We start from the raw sequence: 17,908 nt of genomic DNA, 5'->3' as shown, positions 1-17,908 counted from the left end.
CCACGTTTCCCTTTTCAAAAGTGTGGGTACTGTTAAATAAGGAGTGTCATTATGTCTGCTTATTTATTAGGTATTCTATTTATTATCATTCACCTTTTTGCCAACAATTTCATTCCGGCCAATCAAATTCGTCGTAGAAAATGGCTTTCGTTTTCAGGTGGGATGGCAGTTTCTTATGTGTTTGTCTATATACTCCCATCCATGCACAGGGAACAACAAACTGTGGAAGTATATACCGATAATCTAACAATGGAATCAGAGCTTTATTTTGTTGGATTACTTGGCTTGCTGATATTTTACGGTATACAAAAAACGTTTAAACAAGTTGTGCAAAGTCAGGATAATCGTTCTACTCTTTGGCTGCAAATTATCTTCTTTACAATTTATAATATGTTAATCGTATATATCGTTATGGCGTCAAATGTCACAGGGATACAATCCGTTTTTTACGGGATAGCGATTGGTCTCCATTTCATAGCTGTTGCCCACGATCTTTGGCGTGAGAATCCGAAACAATATAACCTTGTAGGCAGGTTTGTCATTGCATCAGGCATTATCATAGGTTGGATTATCGGAGTATTTGTTACCCTTTCTTCCTTCGCACAGGCTATGATTTTTGCTTTTATTTCAGGTGCTATGATTTTAAACGTTTTAAAAAATGAGTTACCAAACGAACAACATGCCCACTTCCCTACCTTCGCTTTCGGGGTGATATCCTATACACTCATTACATTTGCGCTCAAGTTCTTTTTTGAGTGGTAATAAAGTATTTTGACAGTTAGTCTTTTAAAAAGGCTGTTTTCGCATACATTGTTGTTTTTTGGGATACGTGTTCTCCTCATGTTCGTTCCATTGCGCTCCAGCCACTCGCTTTCCGCGGGGAGGTGCCGAGCCTCCTCGGCTGCGCCTGTGGGGTCTCGACCCTACCTCTGCATCCCGCAGGAGTCGAGTGACTTACGCTCCATTTCCCTACGAGAAAAACGTTTCTTCACAGCATCAACCGTTATGAAAAACAGCCTTTAAAATAAGAAATGTAGGGTAAGAAAAAACATCCGCTGCAACATATTACAGCGGATGTTCTATATCAACCTGTATTCACTAGCCCAGCAGCGACACCACTGATCGTTAGCAGCACTTCTGTAAGTAACTCCTCAGATTTCTCATCTGATTCGCGCATTTTTTGAATTAAATCAACTTGTAGGAAGTTGAGTGGATCAACGTATGGATTACGTCTGTAAACGGACTCTTGAATATTTGGTGTATGATCAAGAAGTTCTTCATTACCAGTAATTTGCAAGAGAACATCTTTTGTTAGTTTATATTCTTCAGAAATATTTTTGAAGATTCTTTCTCCGATCTCCTTATCCTGAACAAGATGAATATATTCTTTAGCTGTTGTTAGGTCTGCTTTCATTAATGCCATTTGTAAATTATTAATCGTCGCTTGGAAGAACGGCCACTTTTTATACATTTCTTGAAGCAATGCTAGATTCTCTGCACTTTGTCCGACAAATGTTTGTAATCCTGTACCTGCAGCATACCAAGCTGGAATCATTTGTCTTGATTGTGTCCAAGCAAACACCCAAGGAATGGCACGTAAATCCTCAAAACGCTCACTACCTTTACGTTTCATTGGACGCGATCCAATATTTAAGGCTCCTAACTCATTTAAAGGTGTAGCTTGAGTAAAGTATTTTAAGAAATCTTTATCTTGGAAAACGAGCGATTGATATTTCTTTAAGGAAGTTTGTGACATTTCCTCCATCGCATCTTCCCACTTCTTATCACGGAAATGTCCTTGTACTGGATTCTTATGTGCTTTAGCAAAACCTTCTAACAAAGCAGATGCTGCTTGTTCAAGGTTTCGATAAGCGATATCCTCCAGCAAATAGCGTGATGATAATACTTCACCTTGCTCCGTAATTTTCACGCCATCGCCTAATGTTTCTGATGGCTGTGAAAGAATGCTGCGGTTTAACGGGCCACCTCCGCGGCCTAATGATCCACCACGACCATGGAAGAATTTCAAGCGAATATCAAACTCTTTTGCCATATTATGAATCTCTTGCTGAGCTTTGAATAATTTCCAGTTCGCTGTTAATGTTCCACCATCTTTGCTTCCATCGGAATACCCTAGCATAATTTCTTGATGGTTTCCTCGCTCTTTAATGTGGTTGCGATATACATCCATTTCAAACAGCGTCTTCATAATTTTTGGACCAGCAACTAAATCATCAATTGTTTCAAGAAGCGGTGCTACATGCAAATGACTCTCTACTTTTCCATCCGCATGAAGACGATAAATGCCAGCTTCTTTTGCAAGAACAAGAACTTCTAATAAGTCACTTGGTGATTGAGTCATACTGACAAGATACACTTCGATTGAACGTCTTCCAAATTCTTTATGAGCTTGTTTAATCATCTTAAATACTTTAAATGTTTCTTGTGTTTCTTTCGAATAATCTTCTTCTAGTAATAATAGAGGTCTTGGTTCACTAAGGACTTGCTCAAGAATAGCTACCTTCTCCTCTTCTGGAAGAGATGCATAATTTTCAGCAATTCCAACTACTTTCAAAATTTCAGACACAGCTGCTTCGTGCTCACCACTATGATTTCTAATATCAAGCGTTGCTAAATGGAAACCAAACAGCTCTGCTTGACGAATGAGCTTTCGAATCGTTTTTAACTTATGGTTCGATGGTTGATGCTGCTCAGCGCTATCCCTAACTAAAATCAAATCACTTAAAAACTCTTCCGCATTTTGATATCCGACTTCTGATTCGCCAACTTGACGAAGACGCTTTAACATGACAGCAAACTTACGTCGGTAAATTTCAGACTTAATTGGCCATGCTTCTCCTGTCTCCATATAAGCCTGCTCGTCTCTTTCAACTGAATCAATTAACACTTCACTTAAATCAACTCTAGTTGTAGTTTGACTAAAGCGCTTCATAAGGTCAACAATTGAGTCTTCATACTTTTTAAGAGCAACTTGACGCTGTAATTTCAATGTCTCCCATGTCACTTCTGGAGTTACATTTGGGTTTCCATCACGGTCTCCCCCTATCCACGAACCGAAGTGAAGAAAGTTCGGGACTTTCCACTTATGATCTGGGAAGTGTTGGTCTAACTGAGCCTCTAGGTCCTGATGAATATCAGGCAATGTATCAAATAACGTTTCGTTAAAGTAATAAAGACCATTTTTCACTTCATCTAAAACGGTCGGTTTACGTTGTCGCAATTCATCCGTTTGCCATAAAGCTGTTACTTCATTAAATAAACTTTCTTCAAGAGTTGTTCTTTCTTTTTTTGTTAACAGAGGATTGTCGAATTCTTGAAGAAGCTTTGAAATTCTTTTTTGTATTTCAAGCACCGTACGCTTTGTCGCTTCTGTTGGGTGTGCTGTAATAATTAATTCAATTGACAGATCATTTAACACTTTTTGAATCACTTCATTAGAGAAGTCATTTTCTTTAATAGAAATCATCGCGCTTTCTAGAGATACAGGTTGGATGACTCCATCTTCTTGCAGCTGATACTCGCGGCTGCGACGAATACGATGGTTTTGCTCAGCGATATTAATTAAATGAAAGTAAATAGAGAATGCACGAATGACCTGTTGACGTACAGGTGGCTTTAATGTACTAATCTCTTCTTTTAATTTTTTATAGTCTTGTTCATTGTAATCTTTTCTTAAGTTCTTGGTCATCTCTCGAATTGTTTCGACTTTATTAAATAGCGAGATACCACCATGATGTACGAGAATCTCTCCTAAAATATTACCTAATTTTTTGACATCATTGCGTAAAAGAGAGTTATTGTCTGTTACATTAATCATTTACTAATCCCCCTATTTAAATCTAAGTTGCACTGCTTTCCTTATATTATACCACAACTAATCAGGGACACACTTAGTCCCTCAAGGTCAATTTCCGTCCCTAAGTGCATTGTAGTATATTTTATCAGAAAACCCTGAGAATAGCCAATCTTTTCTGATAATTTAGTGTTCTACTATAACTTTTCAAATGCCCTTAATACTTTTTCTATTGATCAATGCAATGTACTTATCATCATTCTCACTCACCGGTTACAAACCCAGCTTGCCCCATTCATAAATAGGATATTTATCCCTTTTCTTCTTTACCTATTTTAAATTTCTACTGTTAGAATGTAACCTTTTAACCAACTTTCCTTCTTTTACAAAACGCTAACATGCAATTCATCATTTCCTTACAATGACTTGTTATTTTGTTAATAGACATCGCTTCAGGAACAACCTCAATCATAAACCTTGGAGGTATGAGTAATGAATTCTGGTAATGGCGGCTTAAACAGAAGAGAGTTTTTGAAAGTTGGTGGTATGAGTACGCTAGCTTTGACACTTGGCACAACGGGGATGTTCTCATTAACTGGAAATGCTAGCAGCGCGGCGGCTTCAGGAAACCCATCGAGTGGATTCGGAGGTTATGGACCATTAGTTGAAGATCCAAATGGAATATTGGATCTTCCTAAAGGATTTCAGTACAAAATCATTTCAAAATCAGGTGACAAAATGACAAATGGTGATTTAGTTCCTGGTTTATTAGATGGAATGGCAGCTTTTAAAGGACCAAAAAACACAACAATCCTTGTACGAAATCATGAACTTAGCACAAACCACCAATACCCTGTAAACGGGAAAAACCCTTGGAGTAACGGGGCCGCAGGTGGAACAACGGCTCTTGTAGTCACACCAAGCCATGAAGTGATCGATGAGTATGTCACAAACTCAGGAAATATCCGTAACTGTGCAGGGGGTCCTTCCACTTGGGGTACTTGGTTAACGTGTGAAGAAACACGAAATATGGGACATGGCTTTGTCTTTGAAGTAAATCCAAATGACCCTGAAAACGAAATGTCTAAAACACCAATCAGGGATATGGGATGTTTCTCTCATGAAGCATGTGCTGTTGATCCCGCTACAGGAATTTGGTACTTAACAGAGGATAACAATCCAAGCTTTTTCTACCGTTTCACTCCACATGATAGAAGCCAAAAGCTTGGTTCTTTACAAAAAGGCGGCATTCTTGAAGCAGCTGCATTTGATGAGCTTCCGTCCAATCAGGCAAGTCAATTTTCAAGCGGACAAAAATATGGGATCGTTTGGAAAGAAGTCAAACCAGAGCGAGCAAAAGAAGATGCTGATGCATTAGGGTGTATTCGTTTCAGTCGATTAGAGGGAGCATGGTTTTCAGCTGGCGCATTTTGGTTTGATGATACAAATGCAGGTAAAGGCAGACATGGACGTGTGTATCGTTACTTCCCAACTACGAATACACTAGAACTTTTTTATGAATCTTCAAGCGCCAATGACTTACGCGCGCCTGATAATATTACGATCACTCCTTGGGGAGACCTTTGGATTGCAGAAGATGGTTCTGGACCTGATCGCATTATTGGTCTTACTCCTGAAGGGGAAGTATACCCTTTTGCTTATAACCGCTTAAATGGGGAGGAATTTGCTGGCCCTGTGTTCTCCCCTGATGGAAATACACTATTTGTTAACATCCAAAGTCCAGGAATCACATTTGCAATTTGGGGACCTTTCGCTAGAAGAAACGCCGCCCGCCAACGCGCGATGAACCACGCATCTCCACCTGCTGGCTTCGCTCCTGTTGTTTCGGACAAGCTCACTGTGTTTGCAGAGGAACAAGGAATTTCCGTTTTAGAAGCGGCAGCACTAGATCGCCATGGAATTACTATTTAAATACACAGGAGGGGTCGCTTGATGCTATCAGGTATTGGAATTCCAGGTTTAATTCTTATATTAGTGATTGCTCTAATTATATTCGGTCCATCTAAGCTTCCTGAGATTGGCCGTGCATTTGGAAGCACATTAAAGGAATTCAAGAAAGCTACAAATGAACTTGTAACAGAGTCAAACGCTCAACCTGAAGAGCAGCATAAGCTCCAAGCCATTGAAAAAGCAAAAAGCAAGACAGGCATGTAAGAAAGAGAAAGATGTAAGCCAAAACGACTTGCCTACATCTTTCTCTTTCTATTAAAGGAGCTCTACATATGGAAAAAGACCACGCTGCAGCTAGTTGACCATTTAGGTGAATTACACAAACGAATTATTACAACTTTGCTATTTTTTATTATGGCGGTGTCTTCTCTTGCTTATTTTATACTTGTTATCACGTCTGGTTGATTACACCTCCCGATTTTGTCTCTGACATCCTGGTTGCCATCCCTTCGATTTTTTTGTACAAAATTAGTATTACATTAAGTATGCTTACCATTTGGAAGCCAAAAATGTCTGCAATTCCTAATTCATAGGAGGTTATACACAATGCACTCAAACTGCTCAATTCCACCTAAAGATAAAATGACATTTGTAAATAACGATAATAATCTCGAGAAAAGCTCTCATTGTATGAATTGTTTATTATGTCCTCATAAACAGCTTCTTAACAACTGTCAAAACCAAAGCACTCCAACTCAAGTGCCCTCCTCTGATTAAAGGTATAGATTTCCTACGCCTTTTTAAACATAAAAAGACCTAACAAATTCGTATATAAAAAGTGACTGAATCGCACATTACTAAACAGAAGGAGGAAGGTAATAATGAAAAATAATGTGTCCAGTCTACAAAGACAAAACCAAATATTCCAAGCTGAACAATCTGTTGAACATGCACACCAAGCAATCAATGATGCGTTATCACATCCTGAAAAACAAACAGTCGAAAACGCAAAAAATTCGATTAAAAAAGCCGAGCACGCTCTTTCTCAAGCTGCAGATTTCGACAATCAAGATGCCGTTCAATTAGTTCGAGAACAGTTTGAGCAATACAAGCAGTCATTCAAAGAGGTTTCTGACCGTTCTTATGAATAAAAACGATACAAAAAGGTTGGTTTTTACCTTTTTTAGTGGCTTCAGGGCTGTCTCAAAATCCGAGAACAGAGGTTGCAATGGCTCCGTTCGCTACGCGCCTTGAGAAGAGAAACCCACTCTTCTCAAGGTTTTTAAAAGATGTAGCGACTCCGCTCAGTGCTTCGGGGATATCCCAAAAGGTCAAAAGCAGACCTTTTGGGATATCCCCTTTTGCTATGTTTGTCTAAATTATAAGCCGGGTACATGTCTGTAAAACCAATAAGGAGTGTACTTCGTGTCTTATCAATACAAACAAGAGAAGGCTGGGATCGTGTTGCCAATCTCTGCTTTTATTGTGATCGGCTTTGTCCTTTGGGGATTTTTTGCTCCACAACATATGGAAGATACAACAGCTTCCATACTTTCTTTCATCACTGAATCAATCGGCTGGTTTTATGTTGTCATTACAGCATTGGTTGTGGCATTCTGTCTTTTTATCGCATTTGGCCCATACCGGCAAATGCAATTAGGGAAAAGCCATGACGAGCCAGAGTTTAGTTATTTTGCTTGGATCGGTATGTTATTTTCAGCTGGCATGGGTGTAGGCCTTGTTTTTTGGGGTGTCGCTGAGCCCATGTCGCATTACATAAATCCCCCAGAAGGAGTTGAAGCAGAAAGTACTAACGCTGCTAAAGAAGGGTTGTTGTTCGGAATCTTTCATTGGGGAATGCACCCTTGGGCTGTCTATGCATTAATTGGTATGGCTCTTGCTTTAGTGAAATATCGCAAAGAGTTACCTGGTTTAATCCGCTCCATTTTTTACCCCCTTTTAGGAGAGCGAATTTATGGCCCATTAGGAAAGGGTATTGATATTACGGCTACAGTCGGTACTTCAATTGGAATTGCAACCTCTTTTGGGTTAAGTACATTACAGATAAGTGGCGGTTTAGAAGAAATGTTTTGTTTCACATCAGGAAATACACTTTATATCGCCATTATCGTTATCATTACCGTCATTTATATGATCTCAGTTTTATCAGGTATCAACCGTGGAATGAAATATTTAAGTGAGTTTAATTTGTCCTTAGCAGGTGTTCTCTTCCTTTTTATGCTCATTGTTGGGCCAAGCATTTTCATCCTTGAGCATATGGTGAAAACTACTGGGATGTACATAAGTCAATTTATTACGCTAAGTTTTGAAACGATGCCGTACAGTGACAACGAATGGTTAAGCGAATGGACCTTTTTTATTGGGCTTGGGTCATTGTATGGAGCCCATTTGTTGGAACGTTTATTGCTAGAATTTCCAGAGGACGTACACTTCAAGAGTTTGTTCTTGGTGTTCTATTTGTTCCGACGCTAGGTACAATTTTGTGGTTTGTTGCCTTTGGTGGTTCTGCGCTTTATTATGAGTTATTTGAAGGAGCTAACCTGGCTAGTCCAATTCAGTCTGATCCTGAAGCGGGGCTTTTTCTATTTTTAGATACGCTGCCTTTAGGAGTCGTGCTCAGCTTTTTAGCATTACTATTAACAACGATTTTCTTCATTACTTCGGCTAATTCTGCTACCTTTGTTTTAGGTGTCCTTACTTCAAGAGGCAGCCTTAATCCAAGCAATAAAGTCATGACCATTTGGTGCTTGTTAATTGCAGCTGTATCTTGCGTTATATTGATTAGCGGTGGTTTGGATGGGTTGCAAAGTGCTGCCATTATCGCTGCACCCCCATTTACTTTTTTAATTCTATTCATTATCGTTTCTGTTTTTCTTTATTTAAAGAGTGAAAAAACACCTTAGCCAGGTGGTAAGCCTGGCTTGGCTTTTTTGGGAGGTTATATTTAATTATGTACATCGGCTCCGCAAGTTGCGCGCCTGTTATGCATTGAGGGCACCGAAAAAGGAAAATCCACCTTTTTCAGTGTCCTCAACTGACTTCTTTTTTATTGAATCGTTACATTTTGTAATTGATACACACCAGAAGCGTCTGCCCAGAATCCTTCCACTCCATCAGCGTACCCCATAATATGAGATGGGTGGTAAAGGAATGCCATCGGTACTTCTTCGTTTAAGTAGTTCGTTGCTTCTTCATAAAGAGCTAAACGAGTTGCTTCATCTTGTTCAATACGTGCATCATAAAGCATTTGATCGAATACGTCATCTGCCATACGTACACGGTTGCCGTCCCCTACGTTGTTTGAATGGAATAACATGTGCATTGGGTAATCAGCATCACCTGTACCAAGAGAAAGACCTAAAATAAACATGTCATGTTCCCCAGCAGCGGTTGCCTCAAGGTATGCACCCCACTCGACCACTTCAATGTTAACATCGATACCAATTTGAGCTAGTTCAGCTTGCGTTTGTTCTGCAATGTCGATACGCTCACGGCTATCATTTGTCCAAATTGTTGTTTCAAAACCTTCTTCTTCATATCCAGCTTCAGCAAGAAGTTCTCTAGCCGCCTCTAGATCACGCTCAATACCTTCCACGTTCTCACTGTAACCAAAGTTTGTATTATTAACTGGCCCCACAGCAGCTTCTCCAGTACCATCTAAAATACCTTCTAGCATCGCTTCTCTGTTAAGAGCTTTGGCAATTGCTTTTCTTACGTTTGCATCTGTAAATGGCTCTTTTTCCATGTTAAAGCCAAGATACGTAATACTTGCAGCATTACGGATATACGCATTCGCTGTGTTTTCTACACGGGTTAAATCACTAGGTGTAACAGGATCAATAATATGCGCAGCACCCGTTTCAAGCTCAGCAATACGAGTTAAATCTTCTGGAATAATTCTAAACGTCACGGTATCTACCTTTGCATATTCACCCCAGTAGTCTTCGAACCTATTTAAGACAACTTGCTCACCAGGATTCCAGCTATCAAATTTGAAAAATCCAGTTCCAATTGGGTTTTCATTAATATAGGAACCGTGCTGCTCTCCTTCTTCAACAGCTGCATAGTCTGCTTCAATCGCTTCTTTACTAACAATACTTGAAGCATAGTGGGCTAAATGAGCAGGTAGTGGAGCGAACGGCTCTTCTGTAACAAATTGAACGGTATGATCATCAACGACAATCACTTCTTCAACAATTTCAAATAAAATGGCACGAGGTGAAGCCACTTCCGGGTCTAAGATACGCTCAATGTTAGCCTTTACTACTTCTGCATTAAATTCAGAACCATCATGGAAATATACTTCTTCTTGCAGCTTAAATTCCCAAACTTTATCCTCAATCGGCTCCCAGCTTGTTGCCAGGCGTGGCTCTAACTCCATGTTTGTATCATACTTCACTAATGTTTCGTAAATATTTGACTGAACATTGCCTGATGGAACATCACTTGATGAATGCGGATCCAAAATAGTCGCATCTGAAAGAACGCCGACAACAAGGTCGCCACCTTCTTCTCCACCTTCTATTGCTACATTCTCTTCACCAGGTTCCACTTCTTGTTCAACATCATCCCCTGAACTTGGCTCACTCGCACAACCTACGAGCATGAAACCAAATGCCAATGAAAAAATTCCTGTTTTTAATGATTTGCTTTTAAACATGTTACCCTCCCTGATAATTGAATTTTCAGGTTTTTGTCTAAATAAAAATAGAGTAGGTGGCTGATTACGCCATGACATAGACGTAAGAAAAATGATATATGTATTTCCACCTTATTTCGAATTAGAAAAAAACCTGTCTAACTTAGCTTTTGCGAAGCAAGAAAATTGCCATGTACAAAACTACTATACTATTTCACATTTGTAAAAAATTATTCCCTGAAAATTTTATTTTGTTATATTTTTTAAAAGGTTTCGACAAATTTAGATTTATTCCTCTAAAAAACCTATACAAACACCGATAACAATACTCTTTTTTGAGACATCCTAAAACATCAAAATTCACAAAGCCATGAAAAAGATATTTTAATTAATATTCCCAAAAAGCATTTTATCTAATTTTTGTGTTTCTACAATAATAACTATAGGTGAGAATTTTAAACCCGATTTTTCGACACAAAAAAAGCACAACAGATATAAAACAACATCCATTGTGCTTCCCCATTTATTTAGTTTGAGGTTCCTTCATCTGCTTGCTTCGTAATTGTCCACAGGCAGCATCAATATCTGTTCCATGTTCAATCCGAATTCCACATGTAATTCCTTTTTTCTTTAATGTATCATAAAAAGCTAGTACCTTACGTTCTTCACTTCTTTGATACTGGCTATGCTCATCAACCGGGTTATACGGAATCAAGTTCACATAAACTCGGCGGTCTCCAAGCAATTGGGCCAACTCAAGCGCATGTTCCTTCTGATCGTTGACATCTTTTAATAAAATATACTCTATCGTAATTCGACGGTTTGACTTTTCTATATAGTAATCAATGGCTGGCATTAACTTCTCAAGTGGAATCGCACGGTTTATTTTCATAATCCGAGTTCGCAATTCATTATTTGGAGCATGCAGTGAAATCGCTAAGTTCACTTGCAGTTTCAAATCAGTAAACTCGTAAATTTTATCAGCTAGACCACTTGTTGATACGGTAATATGCCTTGGACCAATTTCGAGACCTTTTTGATCTTTTACAATCTCCAAAAAGTCGACCATATTCTCAAAATTGTCAAATGGCTCACCAATTCCCATAACAACGATATGACTGACCCTCTCCCCTTCACCAACTTGATCAAGGTGCAGTTGAACCTTCATAATCTGTTCAACAACCTCGCCACTGGATAAGTCACGATCCTTTTTCAACAAACCACTCGCACAAAAACTACAGCCAATATTACAGCCTACTTGTGTTGTAACACAAACCGACAAACCATACTTATGACGCATTAAAACTGTTTCAATTAAATTGCCATCACTTAACTTTAAAAGAAACTTAATCGTCCCATCCGCTGATTCTTGTTTTGTATGCTCAGTTAATGTTTGTATCGAATAATTCTTCTCTAATAATGTAAGAAGATCCTTATTCACATCCACCATATCAATGAAGGATGTTACCCGTTTTCTATATAGCCACTCCCATACTTGAGAGGCACGCCCTTTTTTGTGTCCATGTTCTAATAACCATGTAGACAATTGTTCAAACGTTAATCCATAGATGGACTCTTTATTCATTCGTTACCCTCTTTTCACTGCGTTTAACATTCATTCTTATTCTACTGAAAGAAAACAATGCAAGCAAACGTTTCTGCCTTTCCTATGTTTCCCATTACAAAAGTTCGTTAAAAGTGCTAAACGTTATTTTATCATGAATTGAACCTATGCATGAAGGAGGAATAAATAACTAAAGTGACCGTATTCACAATATTTATTTAACTTGTTGCATAGGTATAGATACGAACCATTTTTAGATAGGAGGTAATCATGTCAAATCCTCAAGATCGTCTAAATGAACCTACGCTTTCGACTCGTGGATTACAACCAGAAAACAAAGAAACACCGATCTCATTTCTGAACACAGACATCATACCCTCTCATTTGTTTTTTAATAGAAACCATTTCTCCTACCCAACACTAACGTACTCAAATTATTGGTTACCTATAAATGGCTTAGTCCGAACACCAAAAGTATTTTCGTTACAGGAGATTGCTAAGCTTCCATCAAAAACAATCAAAGTTGTCTTGGAATGTGCTGGAAACAAACGAAGTCTATTTGAACCAAAAATATTTGGAGAGCAATGGGAAAAGGGAGCAATAAGCCAAGGTTACTGGACCGGTGTTTCCCTTACTACTCTGCTTGAAGCAACCGGTATCAATTCAAATGCAAAAGAGGTTTTAATTGAAGGCTACGATAAAGGAAAACGAACGGATAAAAATAATGAATATTCGTATTCGAGAAGCTTACCATTAGATAAAGCGTTAGATCCTGATACGATTATTGCTTATGAATATAATAGCCAACCCATCCCTTTTAAACACGGGTATCCGTTAAGACTGATCGTCCCCAATTGGTACGGCATGGCTTCTGTTAAGTGGATCAAACAAATCAGCTTAATTAGTTCCGAGTTTAAGGGACCCTACCAGTCTGTTGATTATGTTTATTACCCTAATAAAGAAAACGATTCAGATGCCTACCCTGTTACGATTATGAATGTTAATTCCACGATACAACAGCCCGTTAATATGGATATCATGAACACAGGAACTCATTTAGTGAATGGAATCGCATGGACAGGTGCTGGTGAAATAGCAAAGGTCGAGCTAAGCATGGATCAAGGGGTAACGTGGCTTGAGGCCGAACTTGAACCATCTTATGGAAATTACGGTTGGATTTCTTGGACATATGAGTGGTCAGTGTTCCAACCCGGAGAATACACAATCATGTCTAAAGCAACTGATACATCTGGTCGAACCCAACCGTTTGAACCGTTTTGGAACGGAAAAGGATATGGGTATCATGCGATTGATAAAGTCCAAGTTAAAATTGAATAACAGAATAGGGGGTGTCCCTTTTGGAGCACCCCTATTCTGTTATTCAGACCTCTATAAGAAACTACTATGTATAATCATCTGACAACACCTTAACTAAGGCATAGTAATAGATCTACTCCTCGGAAAGCGCCGTTCACAAAGGTTTCGTAAGTAATCATTCGACTTCAAGTTATTTTTAATTTCCATTCAGAAAAAATTATTTTATCCCATGAGATATTTTAACCAATTCACAAGTTTAAATTTAGATAACTCGAATAATGAAATAAGCGAGAGTTATGACTAAGATATGAATATATAAAGTATTAAACTCTAACCTATTTTTATATAGTGCAACCAGTTATTTAGTAAACTTCCCTCGAAAGGAATGAAGCCAGATGAGCTTAGAAGCTTTAAATAAACGAGTAAAAACAGATCTATCTCACTTAGCGTTTGGCGGAGATAATTGGGTGCGCCCACTTACACACCCAAAAGGTCATGTTTACGATGTTGTTATCGTTGGCGGCGGGCAAAGCGGCTTAGCAACAGCATTTGGTCTATTGCGTGAGAGAGTGTCTAACATTCTTGTTATAGATGAGAATCCAGAAGGCTTAGAAGGACCATGGGAAACGTATGCACGCATGGTAACGTTACGCACACCAAAACATCTAACATCGGTAGACCTTGGTATTCCCTCTCTTACATTCCGTTGTTGGTGGGAAGCACAATTTGGTCAAGAAGCTTGGGAAGCAGTCGATAAGATCCCACGAGGCGAATGGATGAAATATTTACGTTGGTATCGAAAAGTGCTTAACTTACCTGTTATAAATGAAGTGAAATTAAAACTAATTGAACCAATTGAACAAGGTCTTCACCGACTTCATATTAAAGGCTCTGGTGCACCAAAAGAGGAACTATTAGCTCGCAAAGTCATTCTCGCAACTGGAATTCAAGGTGGTGGCGAGTGGCATGTTCCACCGACGGTTTCAGATTCCTTACCGAAACACCTTTATGCTCACACTTCAGAGACAATCGATTTTGAATCACTGAAAGGGAAAAAAGTTGCTATTTTAGGTGGCGGAGCATCCGCCTTTGACAATGCCAATTTTGCATTGTCAGAAGCAGTAGCAGAAGCACACGTCTTCGTCCGCCGAAAAGAGCTACCACGAATCAACCCAATCCGACAAATGGAAGGGTCGGGTATGATTGAACGATTCCACGCTTTAGAAGACGCCGATAAGTACGCTGCTATTGCTCACTTTTTTAAACACAACCAACCTCCCACTAACGACACATTTGATCGAGCATCATCTTGGGACGGCTTTCATCTGCACTTAGATTCACCATGGGTAAACGTAGAGACCGATGGTAACAGGGCTATTGTCACCACACCTCATAGTTCATTCACTTTTGACTTTCTCATTATTAGTACAGGTCTACTCACAGACCCAGCATTACGTCCAGAGCTGAAGCTTGTAGAACATCATATTGCTCGCTGGGGTGATCGCTACCACGCTCCCGAACACCTAGCAAATCCTATACTTGATGCACACCCTTATTTGAGCCCTGGTTTTTCCTTTTTAAGCCGTGACGAACAAGGAGAAAAATATTTGCATGGATTATTTTCATTTAATTATTCTGCCTTAATCAGCTGTGGTATTTCAGCATCCGCCCTGTCTGGGATGAGGTTCGGTGTACCAAAACTTGTTGCTGCTGTCGCCGATCAGTTATTCCTTGATGATCGAGATGAGATATTAAAAGATTTCTTTGAGTACAATGAGGTGGAATTTGTCGGTGAATGGATAGACAAAAAAGTAAATTCGTAATATCGCTACGAACAGGTATGTCCCAAAAGTTCGTTTTCGGCCTTTTAAGACATACCTCTGTTTCAGACTATCAGAACAGTCAATTTGATTGAATCATTGATCCAGCTATATGTTTATTTGGAGGAAAAACTATGATAATGAAGCATCGGTATGAGACACCAGAATTAAAGATATTGAGGTCCTTACATATTCGCATGAAGCTCGATGCAAAAAACCACCATTACTACCTCAATTTAGAAAAAGGCTACAAAGGAGAGCAGCAGTTCGATAAATGGTTGGAGCCTCATTTAAAAAATAAGATTATTCTACATGATATACTTCTAGAACATAACAACACAATTTTTCAAATTGATTCTCTACTAATCACCTCAAATACAATTTATCTCTTTGAAATAAAAAATTACGAAGGTGACTTTTATATTGAAGGAGGTAGATGGTTTTCATTATCAAATACCGAAATAAAAGATCCCTTGCTTCAAATTAGAAGAACAGAATCAATATTTCGAAGGTTACTTGAAGAACTTACGTTTACCTTTCCCATTGAAACATACCTTATCTTCGTAAACCCTGAATTTCAGCTATACCAAACACCTCTTAATCTCCCCCTTGTCTTTTCAACACAATTACATCGTTTTTCTCAAAAATTGGAAAAATACTCCTCTTCGTTATTAACAGATACACATATAAAGTTAGCTAAACAATTACTGTCTCTCCATTTAACAGAATCTCCCTACACCCGCTTACCACACTATCAATTTGATACTCTTAAAAAAGGTATTTACTGTCCTCTCTGCCTATCGTTCTATTCCTCATTTCCAAATAAAAAAACATTAAAATGTAATAAATGTGGAAGCAGCGAAAACTATCATAATGCCCTCTTACGAAATATCGAAGAATTCATCTTCCTGTTTCCAAAAAGAAAAGTAACAACTAACATAATCCATGAATGGTGTAGTATCATAAAATCCAAAAAAACCATCCGAAAGATTCTATCTCAAAACTATAAACAAATCGGACATAGCTCTTCATCTCATTATGTTAGATTATGATTGAAACTTTTAAGCGGTGAGTGGGCGCACATCCTCTTCTGGGACCCTAGCTTCCTCGAACTCTTGATTTTAAGGTCCCTGCCCCCTCTTCTGGGGCCCTAGCTTCTTCGGACTCTTGATTTCAGGGTCCCTCCTCCCCTAGCTCTTCCTCCTGCCTCATAGATTAGATTTTTATCTCCACCTAAACTTTCCTCATTAATTCCTCAGACAAAAAGCACCTCAACCAATAGTCGAGATGCTTCTTCCATATATTATATCAATATTATCCGTTCATAATAGAGACCTCCAACACTAGCAAAACCACTTTACAAAGAACTAACCAATCTTTCTCTCTACAGAAGCAACTTTCGCATTTTCATAGAAATTATTAAAGTAATCATTTGTTTCAGCCACAATCACTTTCCACAGAAGTAGAAGAGCGACTAAGTTTGGAATCATCATTAATGCATTAGCCATGTCTGCAAATGCCCAAACCGTTGCAAGATTAGCTATTGTTCCAACACCACAAGCTCCAATGTAAACAAGACGATAGCCTGCAATTCCTCTTGAACCAACTAAATACTCAAAACACTTCTCTCCATAAACGTACCAACCAACAATGGTTGAGAACCCGAAGAAAATAACGGAGAAGGAAACAATGTATTCCCCTACTACACCAAGAACCGATCCGAATGCTGCACTTGTCAATGCTCCCCCTTCAAGAGTTGCATCATGGGTGACACCAGAAAGCATACCGCCTGAAGGATCCCAGAAACCTGTAATAAGAAGCGTTAAACCAGTCATCGTACAAACAACAATTGTTACGATAAACGTACCTGTCATTGCTACAAGAGCTTGTTTAACAGGATGATCCGCACGTGCGTTACCTGCAATCAGTGCCGCTGTACCTAAACCTGCTTCATTTGAGAAGATACCACGAGCAACACCGTTACGAATAGCTTCTGATACAACGACACCTAAGAAACCACCCGCAGCAGCAACAGGATTAAAAGCATAATAGAAAATAAGTTCAAATGCCGGGAAGATCATATCATAATTTAAAATAAGAATTAAAAGTGCTCCACCAATGTAAAGGAAAGCCATAATCGGAACAAAAAAACTAGCAACAGCACTAATTCGTTGGATTCCACCAAAAATAATAAAACTAACAAGTAAGACTAAAATGACACCAGTTACCCAGTTTGGCATACCAAAACTGTTGCTTGTTACATCAGCAATCGTGTTCGATTGTACACTATTCCCTATTCCTAACGCGGCAAACGCACCGAATAATGCAAACGCAATAGCAAGTCCTTTAAACTTTCGACCGAGTCCTCGCTCAATGTAATACATTGGACCACTCGAATATTCACCATTCTCATTTTTCACACGGTATTTAACAGCAAGCAATGCCTCACCATACTTTGTCGCCATACCTAGCAAACCAACAATCCACATCCAGAAAATTGCACCAGGTCCACCAAGCGTGATTGCAGTTGCTACTCCGGCAATATTTCCGTTACCAATTGTGGCAGCAAGTGCTGTCATAAGCGCCTTAAAATGACTTACATCTCCTTCTGCGACTGCATCTTTACTATCTTCTTTACTAAAACCAATTTTAAAAGCATAGATAAGTCTGCGAAATTGTAATCCTTTTAAAGCAATTGTTAAAAATAAGCCTGTCCCAAATAACAAAATTAAACTGGGCGGCCCCCACAATACGTTATTGATCCTCCCTAGTATTTCTAAGATATCCATAAAACCCCTCCCGCAAGATAACGCTTTCAATTG

At 38.9% G+C, this 17,908-nt stretch carries 11 protein-coding genes and 1 pseudogene; 8 read left to right on the top strand and 4 right to left on the bottom strand.

What is annotated here, in order from left to right; translation table 11 throughout:
• Nucleotides 1-51: 51 nt before the first annotated feature.
• On the top strand, nt 52-762 hold the full coding sequence (locus SAY88_RS14315; RefSeq protein WP_332632486.1) for a DUF3270 family protein: 711 nt from the start codon (nt 52-54) through the stop codon (nt 760-762).
• A 322-nt stretch (nt 763-1,084) separates the two neighbouring features.
• On the opposite strand, the gene ppc is transcribed toward SAY88_RS14315, so the two are convergent.
• Nucleotides 1,085-3,838, bottom strand: coding sequence for a phosphoenolpyruvate carboxylase (ppc, locus tag SAY88_RS14310; RefSeq protein WP_332632485.1), 2,754 nt, complete (start codon nt 3,836-3,838; stop codon nt 1,085-1,087).
• 468 nt (nt 3,839-4,306) lie between these two features.
• Here ppc and SAY88_RS14305 point away from each other — a divergent pair, with 468 nt between their 5' ends.
• The 4 genes and pseudogenes from SAY88_RS14305 (at nt 4,307) to SAY88_RS14290 (ending at nt 8,649) form a co-directional block, all read left to right on the top strand.
• Nucleotides 4,307-5,746, top strand: a complete 1,440-nt coding sequence (locus SAY88_RS14305) for an alkaline phosphatase PhoX (RefSeq protein ID WP_332632484.1) — start codon at nt 4,307-4,309, stop codon at nt 5,744-5,746.
• 21 nt (nt 5,747-5,767) lie between these two features.
• On the top strand, nt 5,768-5,989 hold the full coding sequence (tatA, locus tag SAY88_RS14300) for a twin-arginine translocase TatA/TatE family subunit (RefSeq protein ID WP_332632483.1): 222 nt from the start codon (nt 5,768-5,770) through the stop codon (nt 5,987-5,989).
• A 617-nt stretch (nt 5,990-6,606) separates the two neighbouring features.
• Nucleotides 6,607-6,876 (top strand): hypothetical protein, encoded by a 270-nt coding sequence (locus SAY88_RS14295; RefSeq protein ID WP_332632482.1) that lies wholly within the window; start codon nt 6,607-6,609, stop codon nt 6,874-6,876.
• Between the two features lie 265 nt (nt 6,877-7,141).
• A pseudogene (locus tag SAY88_RS14290) lies at nt 7,142-8,649 on the top strand (BCCT family transporter).
• A 143-nt stretch (nt 8,650-8,792) separates the two neighbouring features.
• Here the strand turns inward: SAY88_RS14290 and SAY88_RS14280 are convergent.
• Both SAY88_RS14280 and rlmN read right to left on the bottom strand, forming a co-directional pair.
• Nucleotides 8,793-10,406, bottom strand: coding sequence for a glutathione ABC transporter substrate-binding protein (locus SAY88_RS14280; protein ID WP_332632480.1), 1,614 nt, complete (start codon nt 10,404-10,406; stop codon nt 8,793-8,795).
• A 502-nt stretch (nt 10,407-10,908) separates the two neighbouring features.
• Nucleotides 10,909-11,970, bottom strand: coding sequence for a dual-specificity RNA methyltransferase RlmN (gene rlmN / locus SAY88_RS14275; RefSeq protein WP_332632479.1), 1,062 nt, complete (start codon nt 11,968-11,970; stop codon nt 10,909-10,911).
• A gap of 249 nt (nt 11,971-12,219) precedes the next feature.
• On the opposite strand from rlmN, the gene SAY88_RS14270 reads away from it, so the two are divergent.
• The 3 genes from SAY88_RS14270 (at nt 12,220) to SAY88_RS14260 (ending at nt 16,138) form a co-directional block, all read left to right on the top strand.
• On the top strand, nt 12,220-13,287 hold the full coding sequence (locus tag SAY88_RS14270; protein WP_332632478.1) for a sulfite oxidase: 1,068 nt from the start codon (nt 12,220-12,222) through the stop codon (nt 13,285-13,287).
• A 374-nt stretch (nt 13,288-13,661) separates the two neighbouring features.
• The gene (locus SAY88_RS14265; RefSeq protein ID WP_332632477.1) at nt 13,662-15,089 is read left to right on the top strand and encodes an NAD(P)/FAD-dependent oxidoreductase; all 1,428 of its coding nucleotides are present in this window, start codon (nt 13,662-13,664) and stop codon (nt 15,087-15,089) included.
• A gap of 131 nt (nt 15,090-15,220) precedes the next feature.
• The gene (locus SAY88_RS14260; RefSeq protein WP_332632476.1) at nt 15,221-16,138 is read left to right on the top strand and encodes a nuclease-related domain-containing protein; all 918 of its coding nucleotides are present in this window, start codon (nt 15,221-15,223) and stop codon (nt 16,136-16,138) included.
• Between the two features lie 315 nt (nt 16,139-16,453).
• Here the strand turns inward: SAY88_RS14260 and SAY88_RS14255 are convergent, their stop codons facing one another.
• Nucleotides 16,454-17,875: an alanine/glycine:cation symporter family protein gene (locus SAY88_RS14255; protein ID WP_332632475.1), complete on the bottom strand. Its 1,422-nt coding sequence runs from the start codon at nt 17,873-17,875 to the stop codon at nt 16,454-16,456.
• Between the last annotated feature and the right edge of the window lie 33 nt (nt 17,876-17,908).

Origin of the sequence: Halalkalibacter flavus (assembly GCF_036663575.1) — a bacterium.
Lineage (GTDB): Bacteria > Bacillota > Bacilli > Bacillales > Bacillaceae_D > Halalkalibacter > Halalkalibacter flavus.
The sequence above is the reverse complement of the archived record's forward strand: the minus strand, read 5'-3'. Positions and strand labels throughout refer to the sequence as shown.